The organism is Massilia sp. MS-15 (genome assembly GCF_020176695.1).
Lineage (GTDB): Bacteria > Pseudomonadota > Gammaproteobacteria > Burkholderiales > Burkholderiaceae_D > Telluria > Telluria hydrophila.
On record NZ_JAIWIA010000024.1, the window covers coordinates 25,495 to 48,506 of the forward strand.

At 66.6% G+C, this 23,012-nt stretch carries 24 protein-coding genes; 18 read left to right on the top strand and 6 right to left on the bottom strand.

Annotated features, from left to right (window positions below):
- Window positions 1-7: 7 nt before the first annotated feature.
- The 4 genes from LCI23_RS10190 to LCI23_RS10205 form a co-directional block, all read right to left on the bottom strand.
- Window positions 8-442, bottom strand: a complete 435-nt coding sequence (locus LCI23_RS10190) for a DUF3597 domain-containing protein (RefSeq protein ID WP_224946479.1) — start codon at window positions 440-442, stop codon at window positions 8-10.
- 628 nt (window positions 443-1,070) lie between these two features.
- Complete coding sequence (locus tag LCI23_RS10195; RefSeq protein WP_224946352.1) at window positions 1,071-1,850, bottom strand: LytTR family DNA-binding domain-containing protein; 780 nt, start codon at window positions 1,848-1,850, stop codon at window positions 1,071-1,073.
- On the bottom strand, window positions 1,832-2,956 hold the full coding sequence (locus LCI23_RS10200) for a sensor histidine kinase (protein WP_224946353.1): 1,125 nt from the start codon (window positions 2,954-2,956) through the stop codon (window positions 1,832-1,834). The genes LCI23_RS10195 and LCI23_RS10200 overlap by 19 nt, the downstream gene beginning before the upstream one ends.
- An 84-nt stretch (window positions 2,957-3,040) precedes the next feature.
- Complete coding sequence (locus tag LCI23_RS10205) at window positions 3,041-3,556, bottom strand: ester cyclase (RefSeq protein ID WP_224946354.1); 516 nt, start codon at window positions 3,554-3,556, stop codon at window positions 3,041-3,043.
- Window positions 3,557-3,751: 195 nt separating this feature from the next.
- Between LCI23_RS10205 and LCI23_RS10210 the strand changes: the two genes are divergently transcribed.
- The 7 genes from LCI23_RS10210 to LCI23_RS10240 all read left to right on the top strand — a co-directional run bounded on the left by LCI23_RS10210 (window position 3,752) and on the right by LCI23_RS10240 (window position 12,012).
- Window positions 3,752-4,102 carry a DUF1294 domain-containing protein gene (locus LCI23_RS10210; RefSeq protein ID WP_224946355.1) on the top strand — a complete coding sequence of 117 codons (351 nt, stop codon included), beginning with the start codon at window positions 3,752-3,754 and terminating at the stop codon, window positions 4,100-4,102.
- A gap of 20 nt (window positions 4,103-4,122) precedes the next feature.
- Complete coding sequence (gene ugpQ, locus LCI23_RS10215; protein WP_224946356.1) at window positions 4,123-4,887, top strand: glycerophosphodiester phosphodiesterase; 765 nt, start codon at window positions 4,123-4,125, stop codon at window positions 4,885-4,887.
- 50 nt (window positions 4,888-4,937) lie between these two features.
- Window positions 4,938-7,547, top strand: coding sequence for an alanine--tRNA ligase (gene alaS, locus LCI23_RS10220; protein ID WP_224946357.1), 2,610 nt, complete (start codon window positions 4,938-4,940; stop codon window positions 7,545-7,547).
- Between the two features lie 391 nt (window positions 7,548-7,938).
- Window positions 7,939-8,166: a sulfurtransferase TusA family protein gene (locus tag LCI23_RS10225; protein WP_224946480.1), complete on the top strand. Its 228-nt coding sequence runs from the start codon at window positions 7,939-7,941 to the stop codon at window positions 8,164-8,166.
- A gap of 238 nt (window positions 8,167-8,404) precedes the next feature.
- The gene (locus LCI23_RS10230; RefSeq protein WP_224946358.1) at window positions 8,405-9,154 is read left to right on the top strand and encodes an electron transfer flavoprotein subunit beta/FixA family protein; all 750 of its coding nucleotides are present in this window, start codon (window positions 8,405-8,407) and stop codon (window positions 9,152-9,154) included.
- Between the two features lie 36 nt (window positions 9,155-9,190).
- On the top strand, window positions 9,191-10,120 hold the full coding sequence (locus tag LCI23_RS10235; RefSeq protein WP_224946359.1) for an electron transfer flavoprotein subunit alpha/FixB family protein: 930 nt from the start codon (window positions 9,191-9,193) through the stop codon (window positions 10,118-10,120).
- Between the two features lie 101 nt (window positions 10,121-10,221).
- Window positions 10,222-12,012, top strand: a complete 1,791-nt coding sequence (locus LCI23_RS10240; protein ID WP_224946481.1) for an acyl-CoA dehydrogenase — start codon at window positions 10,222-10,224, stop codon at window positions 12,010-12,012.
- A 112-nt stretch (window positions 12,013-12,124) separates the two neighbouring features.
- Here LCI23_RS10240 and LCI23_RS10245 read toward each other — a convergent pair whose 3' ends face one another.
- A complete protein-coding gene (locus tag LCI23_RS10245; RefSeq protein WP_224946360.1) occupies window positions 12,125-12,538 on the bottom strand; it encodes an NINE protein in 414 nt (137 codons plus the stop codon).
- A gap of 89 nt (window positions 12,539-12,627) precedes the next feature.
- On the opposite strand from LCI23_RS10245, the gene LCI23_RS10250 reads away from it, so the two are divergent.
- From LCI23_RS10250 to LCI23_RS10300, 11 genes are all read left to right on the top strand, one after another.
- Window positions 12,628-13,380, top strand: a complete 753-nt coding sequence (locus LCI23_RS10250) for an AAA family ATPase (RefSeq protein WP_374041164.1) — start codon at window positions 12,628-12,630, stop codon at window positions 13,378-13,380.
- A gap of 166 nt (window positions 13,381-13,546) precedes the next feature.
- Complete coding sequence (rpsP, locus tag LCI23_RS10255) at window positions 13,547-13,795, top strand: 30S ribosomal protein S16 (protein ID WP_036216003.1); 249 nt, start codon at window positions 13,547-13,549, stop codon at window positions 13,793-13,795.
- 17 nt (window positions 13,796-13,812) lie between these two features.
- Window positions 13,813-14,367, top strand: a complete 555-nt coding sequence (gene rimM / locus LCI23_RS10260; protein WP_224946362.1) for a ribosome maturation factor RimM — start codon at window positions 13,813-13,815, stop codon at window positions 14,365-14,367.
- Between the two features lie 38 nt (window positions 14,368-14,405).
- Window positions 14,406-15,167, top strand: coding sequence for a tRNA (guanosine(37)-N1)-methyltransferase TrmD (gene trmD / locus LCI23_RS10265; protein ID WP_224946363.1), 762 nt, complete (start codon window positions 14,406-14,408; stop codon window positions 15,165-15,167).
- Window positions 15,168-15,286: 119 nt separating this feature from the next.
- Window positions 15,287-15,673: a 50S ribosomal protein L19 gene (gene rplS, locus LCI23_RS10270; RefSeq protein WP_224946364.1), complete on the top strand. Its 387-nt coding sequence runs from the start codon at window positions 15,287-15,289 to the stop codon at window positions 15,671-15,673.
- An 80-nt stretch (window positions 15,674-15,753) separates the two neighbouring features.
- Complete coding sequence (locus LCI23_RS10275) at window positions 15,754-16,422, top strand: CoA pyrophosphatase (protein WP_224946365.1); 669 nt, start codon at window positions 15,754-15,756, stop codon at window positions 16,420-16,422.
- Between the two features lie 120 nt (window positions 16,423-16,542).
- Complete coding sequence (locus LCI23_RS10280; protein ID WP_224946366.1) at window positions 16,543-17,502, top strand: CobD/CbiB family protein; 960 nt, start codon at window positions 16,543-16,545, stop codon at window positions 17,500-17,502.
- Window positions 17,503-17,621: 119 nt separating this feature from the next.
- The gene (locus LCI23_RS10285) at window positions 17,622-17,972 is read left to right on the top strand and encodes a DUF3579 domain-containing protein (RefSeq protein WP_224946367.1); all 351 of its coding nucleotides are present in this window, start codon (window positions 17,622-17,624) and stop codon (window positions 17,970-17,972) included.
- Window positions 17,973-18,056: 84 nt separating this feature from the next.
- Complete coding sequence (locus LCI23_RS10290) at window positions 18,057-18,506, top strand: CBS domain-containing protein (protein ID WP_224946368.1); 450 nt, start codon at window positions 18,057-18,059, stop codon at window positions 18,504-18,506.
- A gap of 73 nt (window positions 18,507-18,579) precedes the next feature.
- Window positions 18,580-21,354 (top strand): pitrilysin family protein, encoded by a 2,775-nt coding sequence (locus LCI23_RS10295; RefSeq protein ID WP_224946369.1) that lies wholly within the window; start codon window positions 18,580-18,582, stop codon window positions 21,352-21,354.
- Window positions 21,355-21,447: 93 nt separating this feature from the next.
- Entirely contained in the window at window positions 21,448-22,239 is a 792-nt protein-coding gene (locus LCI23_RS10300) for an SDR family oxidoreductase (RefSeq protein WP_224946370.1), read from the top strand.
- Between the two features lie 25 nt (window positions 22,240-22,264).
- Here the strand turns inward: LCI23_RS10300 and LCI23_RS10305 are convergent, their stop codons facing one another.
- Window positions 22,265-23,005, bottom strand: coding sequence for a GntR family transcriptional regulator (locus LCI23_RS10305; RefSeq protein ID WP_224946371.1), 741 nt, complete (start codon window positions 23,003-23,005; stop codon window positions 22,265-22,267).
- Between the last annotated feature and the right edge of the window lie 7 nt (window positions 23,006-23,012).

Sequence of the window (23,012 nt, forward strand, 5' to 3'; positions counted from 1 at the left end):
GGCCTACCTAGTCGCGCAGGTCGGCCGGCACCTTGCCGCCGTTGGCCGCCAGCTTGTTCATCACCTGGCGGTGCAGCCAGATGTTCATCTTGGCCGAGTCGCCCGTGTCACCCGTGTAGTGCAGCTCGGCGGCCAGCTCCTTGCGCGCCTGCAGGCTGCTGTCCAGGCCAAGCAGCTTCATCAGGTCGACGATCGAGCTGCGCCAGTTCAACTGCTGGCCCGAGGAGGCCTGCATCTGGGTCAGGATGGCCTCGACATCCACCTGCTCCATCGCGGCAGGCGCGGCCTGCGGCTGGGCCTGGGGGGCTGCCTGCGGCTGGGCCTGCGGTGCCGATGGTGACGACGGTGCCGGCGCCTGTGCCTGCGGCTGGGCCGCCGGTCCCTTGTTGGCGGCATGCGCTTTCGGGAAGATCTTGCCGAAGATATTGCTCAGGATACCCATGTTATCTCCTTCATTGCTGTTGGTGGATGGAGGACGCATGCGCTGCGCCACGTGGCCCAGCGCGAGTGCCAGCGCGGCGCCGCCGATGGCCTTGACCAGGGTCGGGTGCTCGGCATAGAAGGCGCTCATGCGGTCGACGATGCCGGGGTTCTGCTGCTCGGCCTTCTCGGCCAGCTCGCGCACCTGCTCGGGCGAGACCTGGGACGCCTGTTCCGGGCTGAGCTGCTTGCCGCCGCCGAACATGTTGCCGAACATGCCGCCCGCCACCGAGGACAGGACGGCCGGATTGAGCGAGCCCAGCAGCTGGTTCAGCATGCCGGCGCGGCCGTTCGCATCGCTCTGCCCGAACAGCTGGCTGACCACCTGCGGGAAGGGCGGGGTCTGGTTGGAACGCAGCGCGCTGGCCACGCCCTCGGCGAGCGTTTCGCGCGGAGCGCTCTGGGCCACGCGGTCGAAGTCTTCCGCGGCCCGGTCCTGGTTGCCTCCGCCCAGGTATTGCGACAACAAATTTCCCAAATCAAATGCCATCTCATTCTCCTGGCTGCATACGGTTGAATGACGAGCGTAGGCGCTTTGGGCGCCTGTCTTCTGTTCGCTATCCAACCGTCGCCGTCAAAAGCGGCCCGGCTCAGCCGCGCAACAGCGCGTCGAGCCCGGTCCGGTAGCGGCGGCTGCCCAGCACCTCGCTGTCGCCGTCCAGCAGCAGCACGAAGTCGCCGCTGGCCTGCGGCTGCAATTCGCGGATGTCGCGCGTGTTGACGATGCAGGAGCGGGATACCCGTAGGAAAGCCTCCGGATCGAGCCGCGCCTCCAGGCCGGACAGGGTCTCGCGCAGCAGGTGCATGCGTTCGCGGGTGTGCACTTCGATGTAGTTGCCGGTGGCCTCGAAATGGGTGACCTCATCCACGTCGAGCAGCAGCACGCGGCCGGCCTTGCGGATCGGCAGGCGGCGCAGGTAGCGCCGCGCCGGGCTGGCGCCCAGTTCGTCCAGCACCGCCGCGACGCGTGCCGCCAGGTCGTTCGTCGTGTCCGTCCTGTCAGGCCTGGCCAGCCGGGTCCTGGCGCGCGCCAGCGCGTCGCGCAGGCGCGCCGGCTCCACCGGCTTGAGCAGGTAGTCGAGCGCCTGGACCTCGAAGGCGCGCACCGCATACTGGTCGTAAGCCGTGACGAAGATGGTGGCCGGCATGCAGTCGCCGCCGACCGCCGCGATCACGTCGAAACCGTCGGCCTCGGGCATGGCGATGTCGAGGAAGACCAGGTCCGGCTGCAACGCGGCGATGGCCTCGATGGCGGAGGCGCCGTCGGCGCATTCGCCCACCACCTCGATGCCGGCGTCGCCTTCGAGCAGCTGGCGGATGCCGCGCCGCGCCAGCGCCTCGTCGTCGACGATCAGGGTGCGGATGCGCATGCACCCTCCCGCAGCGGAATCGCGAGCGTGGCCACGGTGCCGCCGCCGGGCCGGGCGCCGATGGCGAAGCGCTGGCGCTCGCCGAACATGTGCTGCAGGCGGGCGCGCGTGTTCGACAGGCCGATGCCCCATCGCATGTGGCGGGACAGGCCGGCGCCGTCGTCGCTCACCGCCAGCTGCAGCATGCCGTCTTCGGCGCGGGCGCTGACCACGATGCGGCCGGGCCGGGCGCGCGGCGCCAGGCCGTGGCACAGGGCGTTTTCCACCAGCGGCTGCAGCACCAGGCTGGGCACGCGCGCCCCCAGCAGTTGCGGCGGGATGTCGATCCGGTAGCTGAGGCGGTCGGCGAAGCGGATCTGCTCGATCTCCAGGAAGTTGGTGATGAAATCGCATTCCTCGCGCAGCGTGACCTCGGCGCTGGCGTCCTTGTCCAGCACCTTGCGCAGCAGGGCGCACAGCAGCTGCAGCATGTGGCGCGCGGCGGCCGGGTCGTCGCCGGTGAGCACGGCGATCGCGTTCAGGGTGTTGAACAGGAAGTGCGGCTGCAGCTGCGAACGCAGCGCCAGCAGGCGCGCCTCGGCCAGTTGCGCTTCCAGCCCGAGCTGGCGGCGCTCGCGCTCATGCACCGCCTGCTGCAGGCGCAGGAACTGCACCGCGCCCAGCAGCACCCAGTACACGGCCAGGCTGGGCAGGAAGGCCGAGCCGATCAGGCGCGCATAGGTGGCGCTCCAGTCGCCCGTGAAACCGGGCGCGCCCACCAGCGGCGCGGCGGCCGCGTACAGCGCCAGGTGCAGCAGCACCGAGCCGGCGCTGGCGGCCGCGTGCAGCGCCAGCGCGCGCCAGACGTCCTGGCGCGTGACGGGCAGGCGCCTGGCCAGCCACAGCATGGCCGGCGTCAGCAGCGCCCAGGCGCCCGACCACACCGACCACGCCGCCAGGGTGCCGCCCCAGGGCAGCGGCTGTCCGCGCACCGCGGCGGCGACGTGGGACTGGGCGGCGAACACCAGCGCACACAGGGCCCAGCCGCCCAGCGTCAGGAGGAGGGGGCGGCGGTAGCCGGCGAAGCGCCGGAGCGGCGCGGTGGAGGCGACGGACACTGTGGACACTGCGGCACCGTGAAGGAAGACGATAGGCCAGCGCATCTTACACCGGCTGCGGCCGCCGGCCGCCGCTTCCAGCCTGGATGTTCCTCACTGGTGGGCCGCCTTCAGCGGCGGCGCCGCCGTCTTCGACAGCAGGCCGAGCTGGCGCATGATGCCGATCGTGTCGCCCGTGGCCCATTCCTCGGCAATCCTGCCGTCCACGAAACGGAAGGTGGCCTGGCCGGTGACCTTGACCGGCTTGCCGGTGGCCGGCAGGCCGTTGCCGGTGCCGGTATTGGTGCCGGTGGCGGTCCAGCGCACCGCCACCAGGTCGTTCTCGGCCAGGATCAGGTCGACGTGCATCCTGAGGTCGGGAAAGGCCTGGCGCCAGCCCCTGGCTTCGCGCATGCCGGCTTCGCGGGTAAAGGTGCCGCTGCCGGCGTGGCCGACGAAGTCCTCGGTATACGGCACGGTGAAGATCCCCTGGTTCAGGCCTTCTTCATAGACGCGGCGGGCCAGCGACTTGTTCAGTTCCTCCTGGGGCGCGGCCATGGCGCTGGCGTTGGCGAGGAAGGCGGTGGCGAGGAGGAGGGCGCGCAGGCTGCGCAGGATGGCGTGGTGCATGGGATGTCTCCATGGGAAGGTGAGGGCGGATGCGCCCGGGACACCATCCTGCGCCCGCCGCGGCCCCTGTCTGCCGGATGCGTGACGGATGGCGCGAAAGCGGTGACGGGTGGCGCGAAAGCAGGGACGGCGCAGGCGCGCGAATGGCGCCGGGCGCAGTGGACAGGCGCGCGCCGGCCGGGTTAAGCTCGCCGCATGCCCTATCTGCCGCTCCTCCTGTTCGCCGTCCTGTATGCCTTCGCCACATTCGCGTGGGCGCTGCCGCCGCCGGTCGGGGGCATGTACCTGGCCATGAGCCTGAGCTGCTTCGCCGCGTATGCGATCGACAAGTCGGCCGCGCGCCAGGGCAACTGGCGCACGCCGGAATCGACCCTGCTGCTGCTTGGCCTGGCCGGCGGCTGGCCGGGCGCCGTGCTGGCCCAGCAGTGGCTGCGGCACAAGACGGCGAAGGCCGCGTTCCAGCGCAAGTTCCAGCTGAGCGTGGCGCTGAACCTCGCTTTGTTCCTGTACCTGGCGCACGGGCTCGGCCAGGCGGGCGCGACCTGAAGCACGGGGGCGGGCAGGGCATGTGGCGCTATCCCCGGATTTTGGCACACCGTGGCGGCGGAACCCTGGCGCCCGAAAACACCTATGCGGGGCTGCGGCGCGGCCTGGCGTTCGGCTTTCGCGCCGTGGAGTTCGACGTCATGCTGGCGCGCGACGGCGTGCCGGTGGTGCTGCACGATCCCTGCCTTGGCCGCACCGTGAACGGCACCGGCCACGTGTTCGACTACGATGCGCGCGAACTGGCGCGCATGGATGCCGGCAGCTGGTTCGGCGCCGCCTACCGCGGCGAGGGTGTGCCCCTGTTCACCGAATTCGCCGCCCTGTGCCAGGCGCACGGGGTCTGGATGAACATCGAGATCAAGCCGGCGCCCGGCTTCGAGCGCGAGACCGGGGCGACGGTGGCGCGCCTGGCGCAGGCCATGTTCGCCGACACGCTCGCGGCAGGCGACCTGGCGCGCGCGCCGCTGCTGTCCTCGTTCAGCGTGGCGGCGCTGGAGGCCGCGCGGCTTGCCGCACCCGCGCTGCCGCGCGCCTGCCTGATGCGCCAGGCGCCACCCGACTGGGAAGCGCAGGCGCGCGCGGTGGGCGCGGCCGCGCTCCACCTCGACTACCGCTTCCTGGCGCCGGCGCTGGCCGCGGCCGTGCGCGCGGCGGGCTTCGGCCTGTTCTGCTACACGGTGAACACGCCGGCGCGGGCGCGCGAACTGCTGTCCTGGGGCGTCGACGCCTTCTGCACCGACCGCATCGACCTGATCGGCCCGGCCGACTGGCCCGTCTCCAGCTAGGCTATAATCGTTTTTTTATAGCGCATGCTCCCTCATTCCGCCCTCACGACATGAAATCCTCCGAAATCCGCGACAAGTTCCTCAAGTTCTTCGAGTCCAAAGGCCACACCATCGTCCGTTCCAGCCCGCTGGTGCCGGGCAACGACCCGACCATGCTGCTGACGAACAGCGGAATGGTGCAGTTCAAGGACGTGTTCCTGGGCCTGGATACGCGCCCGTACTCGCGCGCCACCACCGTGCAGCGCTGCGTGCGCGCCGGCGGCAAGCACAACGACCTGGAAAACGTCGGCTACACCGCGCGCCACCACACCTTCTTCGAAATGCTGGGTAACTTCAGCTTCGGCGATTACTTCAAGCGCGATGCGATCAACTACTGCTGGGAGCTCTTGACCCGCGTCTACATGCTGCCCGCCGAGAAGCTGACCGTCACCGTCTACTTCGAGGACGACGAGGCCTACGACATCTGGGCCAACGAGATCGGCGTGCCGAAAGAGCGCATCATCCGCATCGGCGACAACAAGGGCGCGCGCTACGCGTCCGACAACTTCTGGCAGATGGCCGACACCGGCCCCTGCGGCCCGTGCACCGAGGTGTTCTACGACCACGGCGCCGACATCTGGGGCGGCCCTCCGGGTTCGGCCGAGGAAGACGGCGACCGCTTCATCGAGATCTGGAACCTGGTGTTCATGCAGTTCAACCGCGACGAACAGGGCGTCCTGACCCCGCTGCCGAAGCCCTCGATCGACACCGGCATGGGCATGGAGCGCCTGGCCGCCGTGCTGCAGCACGTGCACAGCAACTACGAGATCGACCTGTTCCAGAATCTGATCCGCGCCGCTGCCCGCGAAACCGGGGCAACGGACCTGGAAAACAACTCGCTGAAGGTGATCGCCGACCACATCCGCGCGGCGTCCTTCATGATCGTCGACGGCATCATCCCGAGCAGCGAAGGCCACGGCTACGTCCTGCGCCGCATCATCCGCCGCGCGCTGCGCCACGGCCACAAGCTGGGCCAGACCAAGCCTTTCTTCCACAAGCTGGTGGCGGACCTCGACATCGAGATGGGCGAGGCCTATCCGGAACTGCGTGAAGCCAAAGAGCGCGTGGCGCAAGTGCTGAAGGCCGAGGAAGAGCGTTTCGGCGAAACGCTCGAAAACGGCATGAAGATCCTGGAAGCGCAGCTGGCCAAGGATGCGAAGAACCTGGACGGCGCCACCGCCTTCACGCTGTACGACACCTACGGCTTCCCGCTCGACCTCACCGCCGACATCTGCCGCGAGCGCGGCGTGACCCTGGACGAAGCGGGCTTCGCCGCCGCCATGGAGCAGCAGAAGAAGACGGCGCGCGCCGCCGGCAAGTTCAAGATGGCCGCCAAGGTCGAGTATGCGGGCGAGAAGACCAAGTTCGTCGGCTATGAATCGCTGGCCCACAACACCCACGTGCTGGCCCTGTACGCCGACGGCGTCTCGGTCCAGGAACTGAAGGCCGGCCAGGAAGGCATCGTGGTGCTCGACACCACCCCGTTCTACGCCGAGTCGGGCGGCCAGGTCGGCGACCAGGGTGAAATCCGTGTGGGCGCCAATGTGTTCGACGTCGAAGACACCCTGAAGATCCAGGCCGAAGTCTTCGGCCACCACGGCGTGCTGCGCGCAGGTTCGCTGAAAGTGGGCGACACCGTGGATGCGCAGGTCGACACCGTCAAGCGCGCGCGCACCATCCGCAACCACTCGGCGACCCACCTGATGCACAAGGCCCTGCGCGAAGTGCTGGGCAGCCACGTGCAGCAGAAAGGCTCGCTGGTCGATCCGGACAAGACCCGCTTCGACTTCAGCCATGGCGCGCCGCTCACGCTGGATGAAATCGCCAAGGTCGAGATGATCGTCAACCGCGAGATCCTCGAGAACCACGCCACCCAGGCCCAGCACATGAGTTTCGACGACGCCGTCAAGCACGGCGCCATGGCGCTGTTCGGCGAGAAGTACGGCGACAGCGTGCGCGTGCTGGACATCGGCTCCTCGAAAGAGCTGTGCGGCGGCGTGCACGTCACCCGTACCGGCGACATCGGCCTGTTCAAGATCGTCTCGGAAGGCGGCGTCGCGGCCGGCATCCGCCGCGTCGAAGCCGTGACCGGCGAGGGCGCGCTGGCGCTGGTGCAGTCGATCAACCGCAAGCTGCAGGAAGCCGCCGGCGCCTTGAAGACCAGCCCTGACGAGCTGCCGACCCGCATTTCCCAGGTGCAGGACCAGGTGAAAATGCTGGAGAAGGAAGTGGCCGCGCTCAAGTCGAAGCTGGCCGCGGGCCAGGGCGACGAACTGGTGACCAGGGCGGTGGACGTGAACGGCATCAAGGTGCTGGCCGCGACCATGGAGGGCGCCGACGTGACCGCGCTGCGCGAAACCATGGACAAGCTGAAGGACAAGCTGCAGACCGCCGCGATCGTGCTGGCCAGCGTGGCGGACGGCAAGGTCAGCCTGATCGCCGGCGTCACCAAGGACGCCACGGGTAAGGTGAAAGCCGGCGAACTGGTGAACTTCGTCGCCCAGCAGGTGGGCGGCAAGGGCGGCGGCCGCCCGGACATGGCCCAGGCGGGCGGTACCGATCCGGCAGGCCTGCCGCAGGCCCTGGCGGGCGTAGCCGCCTGGGTGGGCGAACGCGCGTAAGCGTTGTTGACCATCCGGTAAAAATGACGCCGCCTTCGGGCGGCGTTTGCGTTGGCGCATCCGTGAGGCTGGTGTATTCATGCATATTCGGCTGCGGGTTTTGTATTGCCTGCATTGCTTGCATGCGCATGCGTGTACGTGCAGCTTGCAAATCCGCTTGTCGGGCGCATTTACCAGGTGTCGCACCAAGGTGGTGCTACCCGGTTGCCAATGTGACGCATGCTGGTGCACAGGCATGGATCAGTTCACAATCGGTTGCAGTCGTGCAACAATGTATGACTATTTTGGTGCGCTGCGTCATACTGCCGTAAAAGGAGTAGTATTCGATTCCCGAGCACCTTCTTTACTTTGCAGGCATGCGATGAGCGACACCACTATCGACATTGATACCATGGAATTCCAGCGAGACCTGGATGCGCGCGGACTGAACTGTCCGCTGCCGATCCTGAAGGCCAAGAAGGCACTGGCCGAAATGGAAAGCGGACAGGTGCTGCGCATCGTGGCGACCGACACCGGTTCCGTGCGCGATTTCCAGGCATTTGCCAAACAGACCGGCAATGCCCTGCTGGCGCACACCGTCGAGCACGGCGAGTTCACCTTCTTCATGCGTCGCAAGTAAGTAGCCGACACGCCGCGAGCAAGGCATGCCCGTGTGGCGTGCCAGCTGGCGGCGGCAGGGGAGGGCGAGCCGCACAGCCCTTCCAATCCGATTCCCGCCGCCCCTGAAACGCAATTTAGGCGGAATGCTCTAACTAAAAAACGCACGATCGTGCTTTAATTTCGACCTGAAGCCGAATTTCTCTTATAATCGAGACCATTTTCGTCTGTCATTCCATTCCATTTTCTAAAGGCACCCTATGAAAGTCCTGGTACCCGTCAAACGCGTGGTCGACTACAACGTCAAGGTCCGCGTCAAATCCGACGGCAGCGGCGTGGATATCGCCAATGTCAAAATGTCGATGAACCCGTTCGACGAGATCGCGCTGGAAGAAGCCACGCGCCTGAAGGAAGCCGGCAAGGTCACCGAAGTGGTGGCAGTCTCGGTCGGCGTGGCCCAGTGCCAGGAAACCCTGCGTACCGGCATGGCGATCGGCGCCGACCGCGGCATCCTGGTCGAGACCGCGGTCGAGACCGAGCCGCTGGCCGTGGCCAAGATCATGAAGGCGCTGGCCGACAAGGAACAGCCGCAGCTGATCATCCTGGGCAAGCAGGCGATCGACGACGACTCGAACCAGACCGGCCAGATGCTGGCTGCGCTGCTGGGCTGGCCGCAAGCGACCTTCGCGTCGAAAGTCGTGCTGGAAGACGGCAAGGTCACCGTGACCCGCGAAGTGGACGGCGGCCTGGAAACGGTCAGCCTGACCCTGCCGGCCATCGTCACCACCGACCTGCGCCTGAACGAGCCGCGCTACGTGACGCTGCCGAACATCATGAAGGCCAAGAAGAAGCCGCTGGAAACCGTCAAGCCGGAAGACCTGGGCGTCGACGTGAGCCCGCGCCTGAAGACCCTGAAGGTCACCGAGCCGGCCAAGCGCTCGGCCGGCGTGAAAGTCCCGGACGTGGCGACCCTGGTGCAGAAGCTGCGCACCGAGGCCAAAGTCATCTAATCGCGGCCTGCCGCTCACCATATTTAGGAAAAGAACATGGCCGCACTCGTTATCGCTGAACACGACAATGGCACCCTGAAGGGCGCCACCCACCACACCGTGACCGCTGCCGCCCAGTGCGGCGGTGAAGTCCACATCCTGGTCGCCGGATCTAGCTGCGGCGCCGCCGCCGAAGCCGCCGCTGGAATCGCTGGCGTTGCAAAAGTGCTGGTCGCGGACGCGCCGCATTTCGCCGATGGCCTGGCCGAGAACGTCGCCGAGCAGATCCTGGCGATCGCAGGTGGCTACTCGCACATCCTGGCCCCGGCCACCGCCTACGGCAAGAACATCCTGCCGCGCGTGGCCGCCAAGCTGGATGTGGCCCAGATCTCGGAAATCACCAAGGTCGAGTCGCCCGACACCTTCGAGCGTCCGATCTACGCCGGCAACGCCATCGCTACCGTGCAATCGAGCGACAGCGTGAAGGTCATCACCGTGCGCGGCACCGCGTTCGATAGCGCCGCCACCGGCGGTTCCGCCGCCGTCGAGCAGATCGCTCCGGTTGCTGACTTCGGCAAGTCGGCCTTCGTGGGCCGCGAGCTGGCCAAGTCGGACCGTCCGGAACTGACCGCCGCCAAGATCATCGTCTCCGGTGGCCGTGGCATCGGCTCGGCCGAGAACTTCAAGCTGCTGGAACCCCTGGCCGACAAGCTGGGCGCCGCCATGGGCGCTTCGCGCGCGGCGGTGGACGCCGGCTTCGTGCCGAACGACTGGCAGGTCGGCCAGACCGGCAAGATCGTCGCCCCGACCCTGTACATCGCGGTCGGCATCTCGGGCGCGATCCAGCACCTGGCCGGCATGAAGGACTCGAAGACCATCGTCGCCATCAACAAGGATCCGGAAGCGCCGATCTTCTCGGTGGCCGACTACGGCCTGGTGGGCGACCTGTTCGAGGTCGTGCCGGCTCTGGTCAAGGAACTGGGCTAATCAGTCCGCGGTGCGATCTGCCACCGCAGCATGAAAACCACGTCGTTCCCGCGCAAGCGGGAGCGACGTTCGTACATTGAGCGTCACATCAGGAGACCATGGTGAGCTACCAAGCCCCGCTGAAAGACATGCAGTTCGTGCTGAACGAACTGGCCAACCTGGCTGAAATCAACCAGCTGCCCGGCTGCGAAGAAGCCACCCCCGACACGGTCGATGCCGTGCTCGAGGAAAGCGCGAAGTTCTGCGGCGAGGTCGTCGCTCCGCTGAACCATGCGGGCGACAAGGAACCGAGCTTCTGGAAAGACGGCAGCGTCACCACCTCGAAAGGTTTCCGTGACGCCTTCCGCGCCTTTGCCGATGGCGGCTGGCAGGGCATCCAGCATCCGAGCGAATTTGGTGGCCAGGGCCTGCCGAAGCTGGTCGCGACGCCGTGCATGGAGATGCTGCACGCGGCCAACCTGTCCTTCGCGCTGGCCCCGCTGCTGACCGACGGCGCCATCGAGGCGCTGCTCACCGCCGGTTCGGATGAACAGAAACAGCTGTTCCTGGAGCCGCTCATCAGCGGCAAGTGGACCGGCACCATGAACCTGACCGAGCCGCAGGCCGGTTCGGACCTGGCCGCCGTGCGCACCCGCGCCGAGCCGCAGGGCGACGGCACCTACAAGATCTTCGGCACCAAGATCTTCATCACCTATGGCGAGCACGACATGGCGGAGAACATCATCCACCTCGTGCTGGCGCGCACTCCGGACGCACCGGCGGGCGTGAAGGGCATCTCGCTGTTCATCGTGCCGAAGTTCATGGTCAATGCCGACGGCTCGCTGGGCGCACGCAACGACGCCCACTGCGTCTCGATCGAACACAAGCTGGGCATCAAGGCTTCGCCGACCGCCGTGCTGCAGTTCGGCGACCACGGCGGCGCCATCGGCACCCTGGTGGGCGAAGAGAACCGCGGCCTCGAGTACATGTTCATCATGATGAACGCGGCCCGCTTCGGCGTTGGCATGCAGGGCGTCGGCCTGGCCGAACGCGCCTACCAGCAGGCGGTTGCTTTCGCCAAGGACCGCGTGCAGTCGCGCGAAGTGGCCGGCTCCCCGGGCCCGGTCGCCATCATCAACCACCCGGACGTGCGCCGCATGCTGATGTCGATGCGTTCGCAGACCGAGGCGGCGCGCGCGCTGGCCTACGTCGGCGCCGCTTTGTCCGACATCGCGCACAGCCATGCCGATGAGGCGACCCGCAAGGCGAACCTGGCGGTGTACGAATACCTGGTCCCGGTCATCAAGGGCTGGTCGACCGAGATGAGCGAGAACGTGACCCGCGACGGCGTGCAGGTGCATGGCGGCATGGGCTTCATCGAAGAGACTGGCGCGGCCCAGCACTACCGCGACGCCAAGATCCTCACCATCTACGAAGGCACGACCGCGATCCAGGCCAACGACCTGGTCGGCCGCAAGACCGTGCGCGATGGCGGCGCCGTGGCCAAGTCGCTGATCGAACAGGTGCGCGCCGTCGAAGCGCAACTGGGGGAGCAGCAGGGTGAGGAGTTCGCGGCCATCCGCCGCCAGCTGGCGCTCGGCGCGGCCGCGCTGGAGGAAGTGGTGGACTTCGTGGTGGCGTATGGCAAATCGGACGTGCGCGCCGTGTACGCGGGCAGCGTGCCCTACCTGAAGCTGGCCGGCATCGTGCTGGGTGGCTGGCAGATGGCGCGCGCCGCATTGGTCGCCCAATCGAGGCTGGCGGCAGGTGAGGGCGATGCCTCCTTCCTGCGCGCGAAGATCGCCACCGCGCGCTTCTTCGCCGACCACGTGCTGTCCTCGGCACCTGGCCTGCGCACCGCCATCGTCGAAGGCGCGCCGGGCGTGCTGGCGCTGGACGTCGAGCAGTTCTGAATGTTGGGTGGGCGGTCCTCCGCCCACGCGTTCGAACGGTCCTTGAATAGCCTGTGTGTCTATTCACATGCTGATTGAACGCGTGGGCGCGGGAGCGCCCACGCGTTCAATGTCAGCCGTACGACCCGCCCGTATAGAGCAGGTCGAACACCCGCGCGATCGTCCCGATCAGCACGATCGCCCCCACCCCCAGGATCAGCACCAGCACCAGGGCCAGCACCCAGTTCGAGCGCGAGGTTTTGCCGCTGCCCTTGTTGTGCTGCGCATCCCAGGCCTCGTCCGGCGTCAAGCCGATCACCAGCCCCTCGATGAAGCCCGCGATGTAGGACAGCAGCAGCGGCAGCAGCACGTAGAACGGATGCGGCTTCACGGCGCCCCACAGGATGCCGGTCAGCGGCAGGCTGCACAGGTGCAGCAGGCCGAGGCGGTCGCTGCCGCCCTTCAGGTAGAAACGGTGGACGCCGAAGCCGCCCAGCAGCAGGGCGAGGAGGGCGGCGAAGGTCTTGTTCTTGTGCTGGACAGCCATGAGCGTTGCCAAAAGTTCAGGAAAACGGAAGTATGGTGCAAAATGACAAGGAAGGCACGCGTTGCGTGCAGCCAGCCCATCTTCCGACCATGCTCAAGACGCGCGCCTACCTGGCAGAGATCCAGATCAAACCGACGGCGCCGCGCGCGCCGCCGGCGTTTCCTTTCACGCTGCCCGCGATCCGCTCCCTCGAGCGCCTGGTGCTGCACCCGAAGGTCACCTTCCTGGTCGGCGAGAACGGCTCCGGCAAATCGACGCTGCTGGAGGCGATCGCGGTCGGCATGGGTTTCAATGCCGAAGGCGGCAGCCGCAATTTCAATTTCGCCACCCGGGCCTCGCATTCCAGCCTGCACGAGCACCTGCGCTTCGTGCGCGGCATCGAGCGGCCGCGCGACGGGTTCTTCCTGCGCGCGGAGAGCTTCTACAACGTCAGTACCGAAATCGAGCGGCTGGATGAGTTTCCAAACGGTCCATTGATGAGGGCATATGGCGGCGAGCGCTCGCTGCATGAGCAGTCGCATGGCGAAGCCTTCCTCAGCCTGTTCATGAACCGCTTCCGCAAGGACAGCTTTTACGTGCTGGACGAGCCGGAGGCCGCCCTGTCGCCCCAGCGCCAGCTGGCCCTGCTGGGCCGCCTGCACGACCTGGCCGGCGAACACTGCCAGTTCGTCATCGCCACCCACTCGCCGATCCTGATGGCTTACCCGGAGGCTACCATCTACGCCTTCGGCGAGGACGGCATCGGGCAAGTCGCCTACGAGGAGACGGAGCACTACCGCGTCACCCGCGATTTCCTCGCCAATCCGGCACGCATGTTGCGGATCCTGATGGGGGAAGACTAAGGGAGGTGGCCTTGCGACGCAAAATAGGTGATAATGCTCAATTCGCCGAACCTCACGCCGCCGGGTTGTCCAACCGCGCCGTGTTGCTATAACCGCTTGCCCCTCTCCAGGCTTACGCGCTATAATCGTCGGCTTTCTCCGTCCAATACAACTTTTTGGAAATATTATGGTCGTTATCCGTTTGGCTCGTGGCGGCGCAAAAAAGCGCCCGTTCTACAACATCGTTGCAACCGATTCGCGTAACCGTCGCGATGGCCGTTTCATCGAGCGCATCGGTTTCTACAACCCGATGGCATCGGGCGCTGAAGTCGGCCTGCGTATCGCTGCCGACCGCCTGGCTCACTGGCAAGGCGTTGGCGCACAACTGTCGCCGACCGTTGCTCGCCTGGTCGCCAACCAGCAGCCTGCAGCCTAAGTAAGGCAGGTCAAGGCTTGACCGATTCGGCAGCATCCGGGGTGGAAGTCCCCGACGACCTGGTGCAGGTCGGATACGTCTCCGGCGCGTTCGGGATCGTGGGAGGCCTGCGTGTCACCCCGTTCTCGGTGGACGCCGATGCGCTGCTGAAGGTCAAGACCTGGTGGATCGACAAGCCGACCCTGCGTTCCGTCTCGGTACGCACGGCTAAGATGCATGGCGGCGACGTGGTCGCCACCCTGGTCGGCATGCGTGACCGCAACGACGCCGAAGCGCTCAAGGGCGCAGCGGTGCAGGTGTCGCGCAGCGAGTTCCCGCAACTCGAAGAAGACGAATACTACTGGTCCGACCTGATCGGGCTGGATGTGGTCAACCTGGAGGGCGAAGCCCTCGGCAAGGTGACCGACATGATGCACAACGGCGCGCAGTCGATCCTGCGGATCGCGCCGGTGGACGCAGGCGCCCCGGATGCGAAAGTGTCGGAGCGCCTGGTGCCGTTTGTCGACGCTTTCGTCAAGAACGTCGACCTGGGCGCAAAACTGATTACCCTGGATTGGGGTCTGGATTATTGACCCGCGTGGTAGCGTGCAGCCTGTGAAGCGAGGTTCCGGTGCAGTTTGACGTCGTGAGCTTGTTTCCCGAGATGTTCGCAGCGCTGACGCAGTCGGGCGTGACCCGGCGCGGCATCGAGCAGGGGCGCTGGGGCCTGCATATCTGGAACCCGCGCGAATTCACGCAGGACCGCCACCGCACCGTGGATGACCGCCCTTACGGCGGCGGCCCCGGGATGGTGATGCTGGCCAAGCCGCTGGAGGCCGCGATCGCTGCCGCCAAGCAGCGTCAGGTCGACATGGGCTTGAGCACACCGCGCGTGGTGTTCATGTCGCCGCAGGGCAAACCCCTGACGCACGAGCGTGTCGTGGCCTTGAAGGACGAACCGGGACTGGTGGTGCTGTGTGGCCGCTACGAAGGCGTGGACCAGCGTTTGCTGGACCGCTGCGTCGACGAGGAAATCTCGCTCGGCGACTTCGTGCTGTCGGGTGGCGAACTGCCGGCGATGGCGCTGATGGATGCGGTCGTGCGGCTGCTGCCTGGCGTGCTGGGCGACGAAGCCTCGGCGGTCGAAGACAGTTTCGTCAACGGCCTGCTCGATTCGCCGCATTACACGCGCCCGGAAGTCTACGAGGGCGAGCCGGTGCCGCCGGTTTTGATGGGCGGTAACCACGCCGAAATCATGAAGTGGCGCCGCCAGCGCATGCTGGAGGCGACATGGAAGAAACGGCCGGATCAGCTGGAGCGGGCGCGTGCCGCCGGCCAGTTGACCAAGCTGGACGAAAAGTTTCTGGCAGAGCTGAACAAGCCTGCCGAGTAAGAATGCACCTTGTGTGCATGAGCAAGCGGGCGTGTTGCCTGCGTGTTTAACCCCATCCTCTACCGGGCAACGCAGTTTGTATCCTCGGCGCCGGCAAGATGGTCATTGGAGTGATAAAAATGGATCTGATCCAACAACTCGAGCAAGAAGAAATTGCGCGCCTCGGCCGCAACATCCCTGACTTCGCACCGGGCGACACCGTGGTCGTCAGCGTCAACGTCGTCGAAGGCAACCGCAAGCGCGCCCAGGCATACGAAGGCGTCGTCATCTCGCGTCGTAACCGCGGCCTGAACTCGAACTTCATCGTTCGCAAGATCTCGTCGGGCGAAGGCGTCGAGCGTACCTTCCAGCTGTACTCGCCGCTGATCGCTTCGATCGAAGTGAAGCGTCGTGGTGACGTCCGTCGCGCCAAGCTGTACTACCTGCGTGAGCGTTCGGGCAAATCGGCACGTATCAAAGAAAAACTGCCGCAGCGTAAAGTCAAGACCGCAGCAGCAGCCGAGTAATCGCTACTGTGTCATGAGAAAGGCATCCGCAAGGATGCCTTTTTCTTTATGCGACCCTGTTTTTGCCTTTAGGAACTTTTTTGACCAAGACCTTGTTCGATCCCGGCGCCATGCCCGTCGAGGGCCTGGCCGGCGAAGCGCCGCTCGCGCCGGACGTGTTGACGGCGCAGGCGGTGCGGGCCCGCTTCGCCCGCACCTTGCCCTGGGATCCTGAACCCTCGGACGAAGCCCTGGCCGCGCCCAGCCTGCGCCTGCGCCGCGCCGCCGTGCTGCTACCCCTGGTCGAGCGTCCCGCGGGCCTGAGCGTGCTGCTGACCCGGCGCACCGAGCACCTGTCCAGCCATGCGGGGCAGGTGAGCTTTCCCGGCGGCCGGGCCGAAGAGCTGGATTCCTCGCCGATCGAGACCGCCCTGCGCGAGACCGCAGAAGAGATCGGCCTGCACCGGCGTCATGTGGAGATCGTCGGCGTGCTGCCGGAACACGTCACCATCAGCGCCTACCGGGTGACACCGGTGGTGGCCCTGGTGCAGCCGCCGTTCGCGCTGCGTCCTGATCCGGGCGAGGTGGCCGAGATCTTCGAAGTGCCGCTGGCCTTCCTGATGTCCGGCGCCAACCACGAGCGCCGCTCGGTGGCCCTGCCCGACGGCACCGGCAAGCGCAGCTTCTATGCCATGCCCTACCAGGATTACTTCATCTGGGGCGCGACGGCGGCCATGCTGCGCAACCTGTACCATTTCCTGCGGGCCTGAACCCGCACCGCGACCTGGTCCACGGGACCAGGCCAGGTCGATTCCCGAATTGATTCCGGCTGGCTTCTCCGCTATCGTAGCGGGCAGCATGGACTTGCCAGAATAAAAAAGGATTCCTGAATGACATTTTTCTCCATCCTCGTCGCGCTCATCATCGAGCAGCTCAAGCCGCTGCGCGCCGACAACCAGGTATACGGTGGCATCAAGGGCCTGGCGATGCGCATCGAGGGCTGGTTCAATGCGGGCGAGCAGAAGAACGGTCGGATGGGCTGGATCCTGATGATGCTGGCCCTGATGCTGCCGACCTGGCTGGTGTACTGGGTCTTCATGCGCTACAACCTGGTGCTGCTGGCCTTTGCCTGGAACGTGCTGATCGTCTACCTGACCCTGGGGTTCCGCCACTACAGCCACTATTTCACTTCCATCCAGCTGGCCCTGAACCAGGGCGACGAAGCCAGCGCGCGCCAGCTGCTGGCCGAGTGGACCCGCAGCGATACGGTCGGCATGGACGCCACCGAGATCTGCCGCGTGGCCGTCGAAAAATCGCTGATCACCACCCACCGCAACGTATTCGGCGTATTCTTTTGGTTCCTGATGCCCTTCGGTCCCGCGGGCGCGGTGCTGTACCGCGTCTCGGAATACCTGGCGCGCGCCTGGAACGAGCCCGACCATATGCGCAACGAGGCCTTCGGCCAGTTCGCCGCCAGGGCCTTCTACTGGATCGACTGGGTGCCGGTGCGCCTGACGGCGGTGGCCTTCGCCGTGGTCGGCAACTTCGAGGATGCGATCTACGCCTGGCGCAATTTTGCCGGCCGCTGGGCCGAGGAATCGCGGGGCATCCTGCTCGCCGCGGGCGGCGGGGCGATGGGCGTGCGCCTGGGGACGCCGAACGAGAACGCGCCCGAACCGCTGCCGCTCGATGCCGCCACGGTGGACCTGAGCGACCGCGATACGGAGATGCTGCCGGGCGAGGAGCCGAACCTGCGCGCGCTGCAGAGCACGGTGGGGCTGGTGTGGCGGGCGCTGATCCTGTGGATGATCCTGCTGCTCCTGCTGTCGAGCGTGGTGTGGCTGGGCTGAGCGGGGGCTGAATTGTGAACAGGTCTCGTCCGTGAGTCTTCTATAAGATATAATAGTGAACTGAGCTGATCTGAGCTTGTTCTCTTTCACGCAGTATCCTTGTTTCAGCAAGCAGCACTATGGCCGAGTTACCGCACACCACGGACAAGAAGCTCAAGGACGAGTTTTTTATCCTGGGCATTACGAGCAAAGGCAGGCAGTTCCGCCCCAGCGATTGGGCCGAGCGCCTGTGCGGGGTCATGTCCTGCTTCGCCCCCGGCGCCGCCGGCCGTGATTCCCACCTCCAGTTTTCCCCCTGGGTGCACCCCACCGTCGTCAACGGCGTCAAGGCCGTGGTTGTCAGCCGCGAGCTGCAGCAGGTCGAGCCCCTCGCCTACCACTTCGTGCTCAATTTCGCCAAGGACAACGATCTGCAGGTGGCCGACGCCTGCTTCGTGCCGCCCCCGGACGCCAGCAAGCCGGCGGCCTGACCCCCTTTACGATTCCGGAACTGGCGCTATGATGAAAGTCATGGCGCCAGTTTTCATTGGGCCAGCGGAAACAAGGAGAGCAGCATGCACATCCGCGATATCTGCACCAGCGAAGCCGCCCACTGCACGCGCGACGAGACCGTGCAGGGCGCGGCGCTCATGATGCGCCGCCGGCACGTGGGCGACGTGGTCGTCGTCGACCGCCTCGACGGCGCCAGCGTCCCGGTCGGCATCCTGACCGACCGCGACATCGTCGTATCCGTCATCGCTCCCGGGCTCGATCCGGCCAGCCTGCAGGTGGGCGACATCATGGCCGACGACCTCCTGCTCGCGCACGTGACGGACGACGTCTACGGGACCATCGAGCGCATGCGCCAGCGCGGTATCCGGCGCGTGCCGGTCATCGACGAGCAGGGAAATCTGGCCGGCATCGTCAGCGCCGACGACCTGTTCGAGTTCCTGGCGCAAGAGATGGCGGAATTATCCCGTATTAGCCCATATCAACAAGCTCACGAAAAGCGGGCCCGCCAGTAGCGATCCGGTCTGCTACCATCCTGCATTCAAGAACATGCAGGGTGGAAACGTCCTGCCAACATGACAGGACACCATGAATCCGATCGATCGCACACGCGGCACGGCTGCGCGCCTGGCCGCCGCCAGCCTCTGTTTCGTCATGGCTGGCGCCGCCTGGGGGGCGCCGCCAGCCGCCGCGCCGGCCCGCGCGTCGGCCCCACTGCCGCAGGGCGTCACGCTCGGCCCCTCGGCCGAAGGCATTACCGAATACCGCCTCGCCAACGGCCTGAAAGTGCTGCTGTTCCCCGACAGCTCGCGCCCGACGGTCACCGTGAACGTCACCTACCTGGTCGGCTCGCGCCACGAGAACTATGGCGAGACCGGCATGGCCCACCTGCTGGAACACCTGCTGTTCAAGGGGACCAAAAAAAATCCGGACATCACCGGCCAGTTCGCGCGCCGCGGCATGGATTTCAACGGCACCACCTCGCTCGACCGCACCAATTACTACGAGGTGTTCCAGGCGTCGAAGGACAACCTGGACTGGGCGCTGCAGATGGAAGCCGACCGCATGGCGAATTCGCCGGTGGCCCCAAAGGACCTGGCGTCCGAGATGACGGTGGTACGCAACGAGTTCGAGAGCGGCGAGAATTCGCCGGCCCAGGTGCTGTTCAAGCGCATGCAGAGCGTGGCCTACGACTGGCACAGCTATGGGCGCTCGACCATCGGCAACCGCAGCGACATCGAGAACGTCCGCATCGCCAACCTGCAGGCCTTCTACCGGACCTGGTACCAGCCCGACAACGCGGTGCTGCTGGTGGCCGGGAAGTTCGAGCCGAACGCGACCCTGGCCCAGATCAACCGCCTGTTCGGCGCGATCCCGAAGCCGAAGCGCGCGCTGCCCCGGTTCTGGACCGTGGAGCCGACCCAGGACGGCGAGCGCAGCTTCGTCGTGCGACGCCAGGGCGACGTGCAGATCGTCGCGGTCGGCTACAAGATCCCGTCCGACTTGCAGGAAGAATCCGAGGCGCTCGGCTTCGCCGCCGAGATCATGGGCGACGCGCCCAATGGCCGCCTGCACAAGCTGCTGGTGGAGAGCGGCAAGGCGAGCCAGGTGTTCAGCTTCGGCCAGACCGGCTACGCGCCCGGCCTGCAGTTCTACGGCGCGGTGGTGAAGAAGGGCGAGCCGCTGGAGCCGGTGCGCGAGGCGCTGCTCGAGGCGGTCGAAGGCCTGGCCAAGCAGCCGCCCACCACCGCGGAGATGGAACGCGTGCGCCGCGCCTGGCTCAACAACATCGAACGCAGCCTGAACGACGCGCAGGGTTTCGGGGTCGCGCTGTCGGAAGCGATCGCGCTGGGCGACTGGCGCCTGTATTTCCTGGGCCGCGAGCGCATCAAGGAGGTCAAGGCGGAACAGGTGGCGGCCAGCGCCGGCCGCTATTTCCTGCGCAGTAACCGGGTGGTCGGCAGCTTCGTGCCGGAAGAGACGCCGCTGCGCGCGGCGATCCCGCCCGCGCCGCCGGTGGACAGCGTGATGAAGGACTACCGGCCGGCGGCCTCGAACCTGGTGGCGGAAGACTTCGATCCCAGCCAGGACAACATCATGAAGCGCACCACGCTCACCACGGCGGGCGGCGTGAAGCTGGCGCTGCTGCCCAAGAAGAACCGCGGCGAGACCGTGACCGTGCAGCTGCGCCAGCACTTCGGCGACGAGAACAACCTGTTCGGCAAGGGGATGACGTCGGCGCTGACCTCGGCCATGCTGATGCGCGGCACCAGCAAGTACAGCCGCGCCGAGCTGGCCGACGCCTTCGACAAGCTCAAGATGGTGGGCGGTCCGAACAGCTTCCAGACCACGCGCGCCAACCTGGCCGAGGCCATCAGGCTGGCCGCCCACGTGCTCAAGGAACCGGCCCTGCCGGCGGCCGAGTTCGAGCAGCTGCGCAAGCAGATCCTGACCGGCCTGGAGGCCAGCCGCAACGAACCGCAAAGCGTGGCGGCGCGCGCGCTGGCCACCCACTTCAACCAGTACCCGCGTGGCGACATCCGCCATGCCAATACCCTGGAAGAAGACATCGCGGACCTGCAGGCGGTGCGCCTGGAAGACCTGGCGGCCTTCCACCGCGGCTTCTACAACACCCATCCGGCCGAGATGGCGATCGTGGGCGACTTCGACCCGAAGGAAATCGTGCCGCTGGTGGACGCGCTGTTCGGCAAGTGGACCGCGCCGGAGAAGGTGGCGCCGGTGCTGCGCCGCCACGCCGAGGTGGCGCCGGTCGCGCGCACCCTCGACACCCCGGACAAGGAAAACGGCTTCTACCTGGCCGGCATGAACCTCGACCTGAATGTCGATGACGCCGACTACCCGGCGCTGATGCTGGCCAATTACATCTTCGGCGAGGGCGGCCTGAAGTCGCGCCTGATGGACCGCATCCGCCAGAAGGATGGCCTGTCCTATGGCGGCGGCTCGGAACTGGCGGCGGGCGACCTGGACCGCGCCGGCAGCTTCTCGATCAGCGCCATCGCCGCGCCCCAGAACCTGCGCAAGCTGGACGCCGCCGTGCGCGACGAGCTGGCGCGCGCCGTGGCCAAGGGTTTCACGGAACAGGAACTGGCCGACGCCAGGTCCGGCCTGATGCAGCAGCGCCTGCAGAACCGCGCCAACGACGCCGCCCTGGCCGCGGGCTGGACTTCCTACCTGTACCGCGGCCGCGACTTCACCTGGTCGGCCGCGTTCGAGCGCAAGCTGATGGCGGTCACCCTGCCGCAAATGAACGCGGCCTTCCGCAAGGCAATCGATCCGGCCAAGCTGTCGGTGATCATGGCGGGCGACCAGGGCAAGGCGGGCAAGGGAAGCGGCCAGCCCTAGAAGCAACAGCCCGGACGCCGGGCATGACAAAGCCCTCGCCCCTGCGTTAAAATGTTTCCCTTGGGAACCATTTTGCAAGGCATCAGGAGTAACATGAGAGGGATAGCAAAAGCGCAAGCGCCAAACGAGGGCGGCTTTGCCGGCAAGGTGGCGCTGGTGACGGGCGCGGCCAGCGGCATCGGCCGCGCCACGGCGCTGGCGTTCGGCCGTGCCGGCGCCCACGTGGTGGTGGCCGACACGGCCGTCGACGGCGGCCATGCGACGGCGGCGATGATCGTCGAATCGGGCGGCAAGGCGCTGTTCGTGCGCAGCGACATCGGCAAGGCGGCCGATGTCGAGGCACTGGTCGACAAGACCATCAACTACTACGGCCGGCTGGACATTGCGGTCAACAATGCCGCGATCGACGAAGAGAGCGCGCCGCTGGCCGAGGGCGACGAGGCGCAGTACGACCGCATCATGGACGCCAACGTCAAGGGCGTGTGGCTGTGCATGAAGTACCAGCTGCGCCAGATGCTCAGGCAGGGCAGCGGGGCGATCGTCAACGTGGCCTCGGTCTCGGGCCTGGTCGGCGCGCCGAACCGCGCGATCTATGCCGCCAGCAAGCACGCGGTGCTGGGCCTGACCCGCAGCGCCGCGGCCGAATATGCGCGCGAAGGCATCCGCATCAACGCGCTGTGTCCGGCGGCGGTGAAGACCCCGATGCTGGCGCGCTTCGTCGAACGCGATCCGGCCGCCGAGGAGAAGCTGGAGGCGAGCCATCCGATGGGCCGCGTGGCCGAGACCATCGAGGTCGCGAATGCGGCACTGTGGCTGGCTTCGGAGCAGGCCTCGTATGTGAACGGCCACGAGCTGGTGGTCGACGGCGGCTTCACCGCGGTGTAAGGCACGGCCGGCAGGGCCGGCCTTTTCACGACGCGTTCAGCTCCGCCACGAAATCGTACATGTCGCCCCTGAAGTAGGAGCGGCAGAACTCCACCGCCCGCCCGTCGCGGGCAAAGCCGAGCCGCTCCACGCACAGGCCCGCATCGCCTTCGCGGGTCTGCAGCAGGCGCGCCTGCTCGGCGCCCAGCAGCAGGGCCGACAGGCGCTGCAGCGCGCGCACCGGCCGGTTGCCACCCGCTTCCAGCGCCGCATACATCGAGTCTTCCACCGCATCGAGCGAGGCCAGGGCGAAGGCGGCGATGGTGGCGTATTCCACGCACATCGGCAGCTCGTCCGCGTAGCGGATGCGGTGGAAGCGGTACACCGGCGTGCCCGGCGAGAGCCGCAGGCGCAGCGCTTCCTCGGGCGTGACCAGGCCTTCGGCGCGGCGCAGCCATTCGTTGCGCGGCACCCGGCCGCGCGCCCGCATGTCCTCGGAAAACGAGGAGAGGCGGGCGAAGTTCTTCTCGATGCGCCCGTTGACGAAGTTACCGGCGCCGGCGCGCCGCACCAGCAGGCCTTCCTCGACCAGCGCGTCGATCGCCTTGCGCACCGTGATGCGCGAAATTCCGAGCTCCTGCGCCAGCTGGCGCTCGGCCGGCAAGGCGCTGGCCGCGCCCCAGGCGCCTTCGCCGATGGCGCGGCGCAGCGCGTATTGCAGCTGCTGGTAAAGGGGGAGCTTGCCGCCGCCGGCGGCCGATTGCATCAGTTCCGCAAGTCCGTTCATTCCCGCA

Excerpts from the sequence above, each read along its gene's own strand:
- LCI23_RS10225 (WP_224946480.1), top strand. The coding sequence starts at position 7,939 with ATGGAATTCCAGCGAGACCTGGATGCGCGCGGACTGAACTGTCCGCTG.
- LCI23_RS10305 (WP_224946371.1), bottom strand. The coding sequence starts at position 23,005 with ATGAACGGACTTGCGGAACTGATGCAATCGGCCGCCGGCGGCGGCAAG.
- LCI23_RS10295 (WP_224946369.1), top strand. The coding sequence starts at position 18,580 with ATGAATCCGATCGATCGCACACGCGGCACGGCTGCGCGCCTGGCCGCC.
- LCI23_RS10205 (WP_224946354.1), bottom strand. The coding sequence starts at position 3,556 with ATGCACCACGCCATCCTGCGCAGCCTGCGCGCCCTCCTCCTCGCCACC.
- LCI23_RS10210 (WP_224946355.1), top strand. The coding sequence starts at position 3,752 with ATGCCCTATCTGCCGCTCCTCCTGTTCGCCGTCCTGTATGCCTTCGCC.
- LCI23_RS10285 (WP_224946367.1), top strand. The coding sequence starts at position 17,622 with ATGGCCGAGTTACCGCACACCACGGACAAGAAGCTCAAGGACGAGTTT.
- LCI23_RS10300 (WP_224946370.1), top strand. The coding sequence starts at position 21,448 with ATGAGAGGGATAGCAAAAGCGCAAGCGCCAAACGAGGGCGGCTTTGCC.
- LCI23_RS10235 (WP_224946359.1), top strand. The coding sequence starts at position 9,191 with ATGGCCGCACTCGTTATCGCTGAACACGACAATGGCACCCTGAAGGGC.
- LCI23_RS10230 (WP_224946358.1), top strand. The coding sequence starts at position 8,405 with ATGAAAGTCCTGGTACCCGTCAAACGCGTGGTCGACTACAACGTCAAG.
- LCI23_RS10190 (WP_224946479.1), bottom strand. The coding sequence starts at position 442 with ATGGGTATCCTGAGCAATATCTTCGGCAAGATCTTCCCGAAAGCGCAT.
- LCI23_RS10250 (WP_374041164.1), top strand. The coding sequence starts at position 12,628 with ATGCTCAAGACGCGCGCCTACCTGGCAGAGATCCAGATCAAACCGACG.
- LCI23_RS10195 (WP_224946352.1), bottom strand. The coding sequence starts at position 1,850 with ATGCGCATCCGCACCCTGATCGTCGACGACGAGGCGCTGGCGCGGCGC.
- alaS (WP_224946357.1), top strand. The coding sequence starts at position 4,938 with ATGAAATCCTCCGAAATCCGCGACAAGTTCCTCAAGTTCTTCGAGTCC.
- rplS (WP_224946364.1), top strand. The coding sequence starts at position 15,287 with ATGGATCTGATCCAACAACTCGAGCAAGAAGAAATTGCGCGCCTCGGC.
- rpsP (WP_036216003.1), top strand. The coding sequence starts at position 13,547 with ATGGTCGTTATCCGTTTGGCTCGTGGCGGCGCAAAAAAGCGCCCGTTC.
- LCI23_RS10280 (WP_224946366.1), top strand. The coding sequence starts at position 16,543 with ATGACATTTTTCTCCATCCTCGTCGCGCTCATCATCGAGCAGCTCAAG.
- ugpQ (WP_224946356.1), top strand. The coding sequence starts at position 4,123 with ATGTGGCGCTATCCCCGGATTTTGGCACACCGTGGCGGCGGAACCCTG.
- LCI23_RS10290 (WP_224946368.1), top strand. The coding sequence starts at position 18,057 with ATGCACATCCGCGATATCTGCACCAGCGAAGCCGCCCACTGCACGCGC.
- LCI23_RS10245 (WP_224946360.1), bottom strand. The coding sequence starts at position 12,538 with ATGGCTGTCCAGCACAAGAACAAGACCTTCGCCGCCCTCCTCGCCCTG.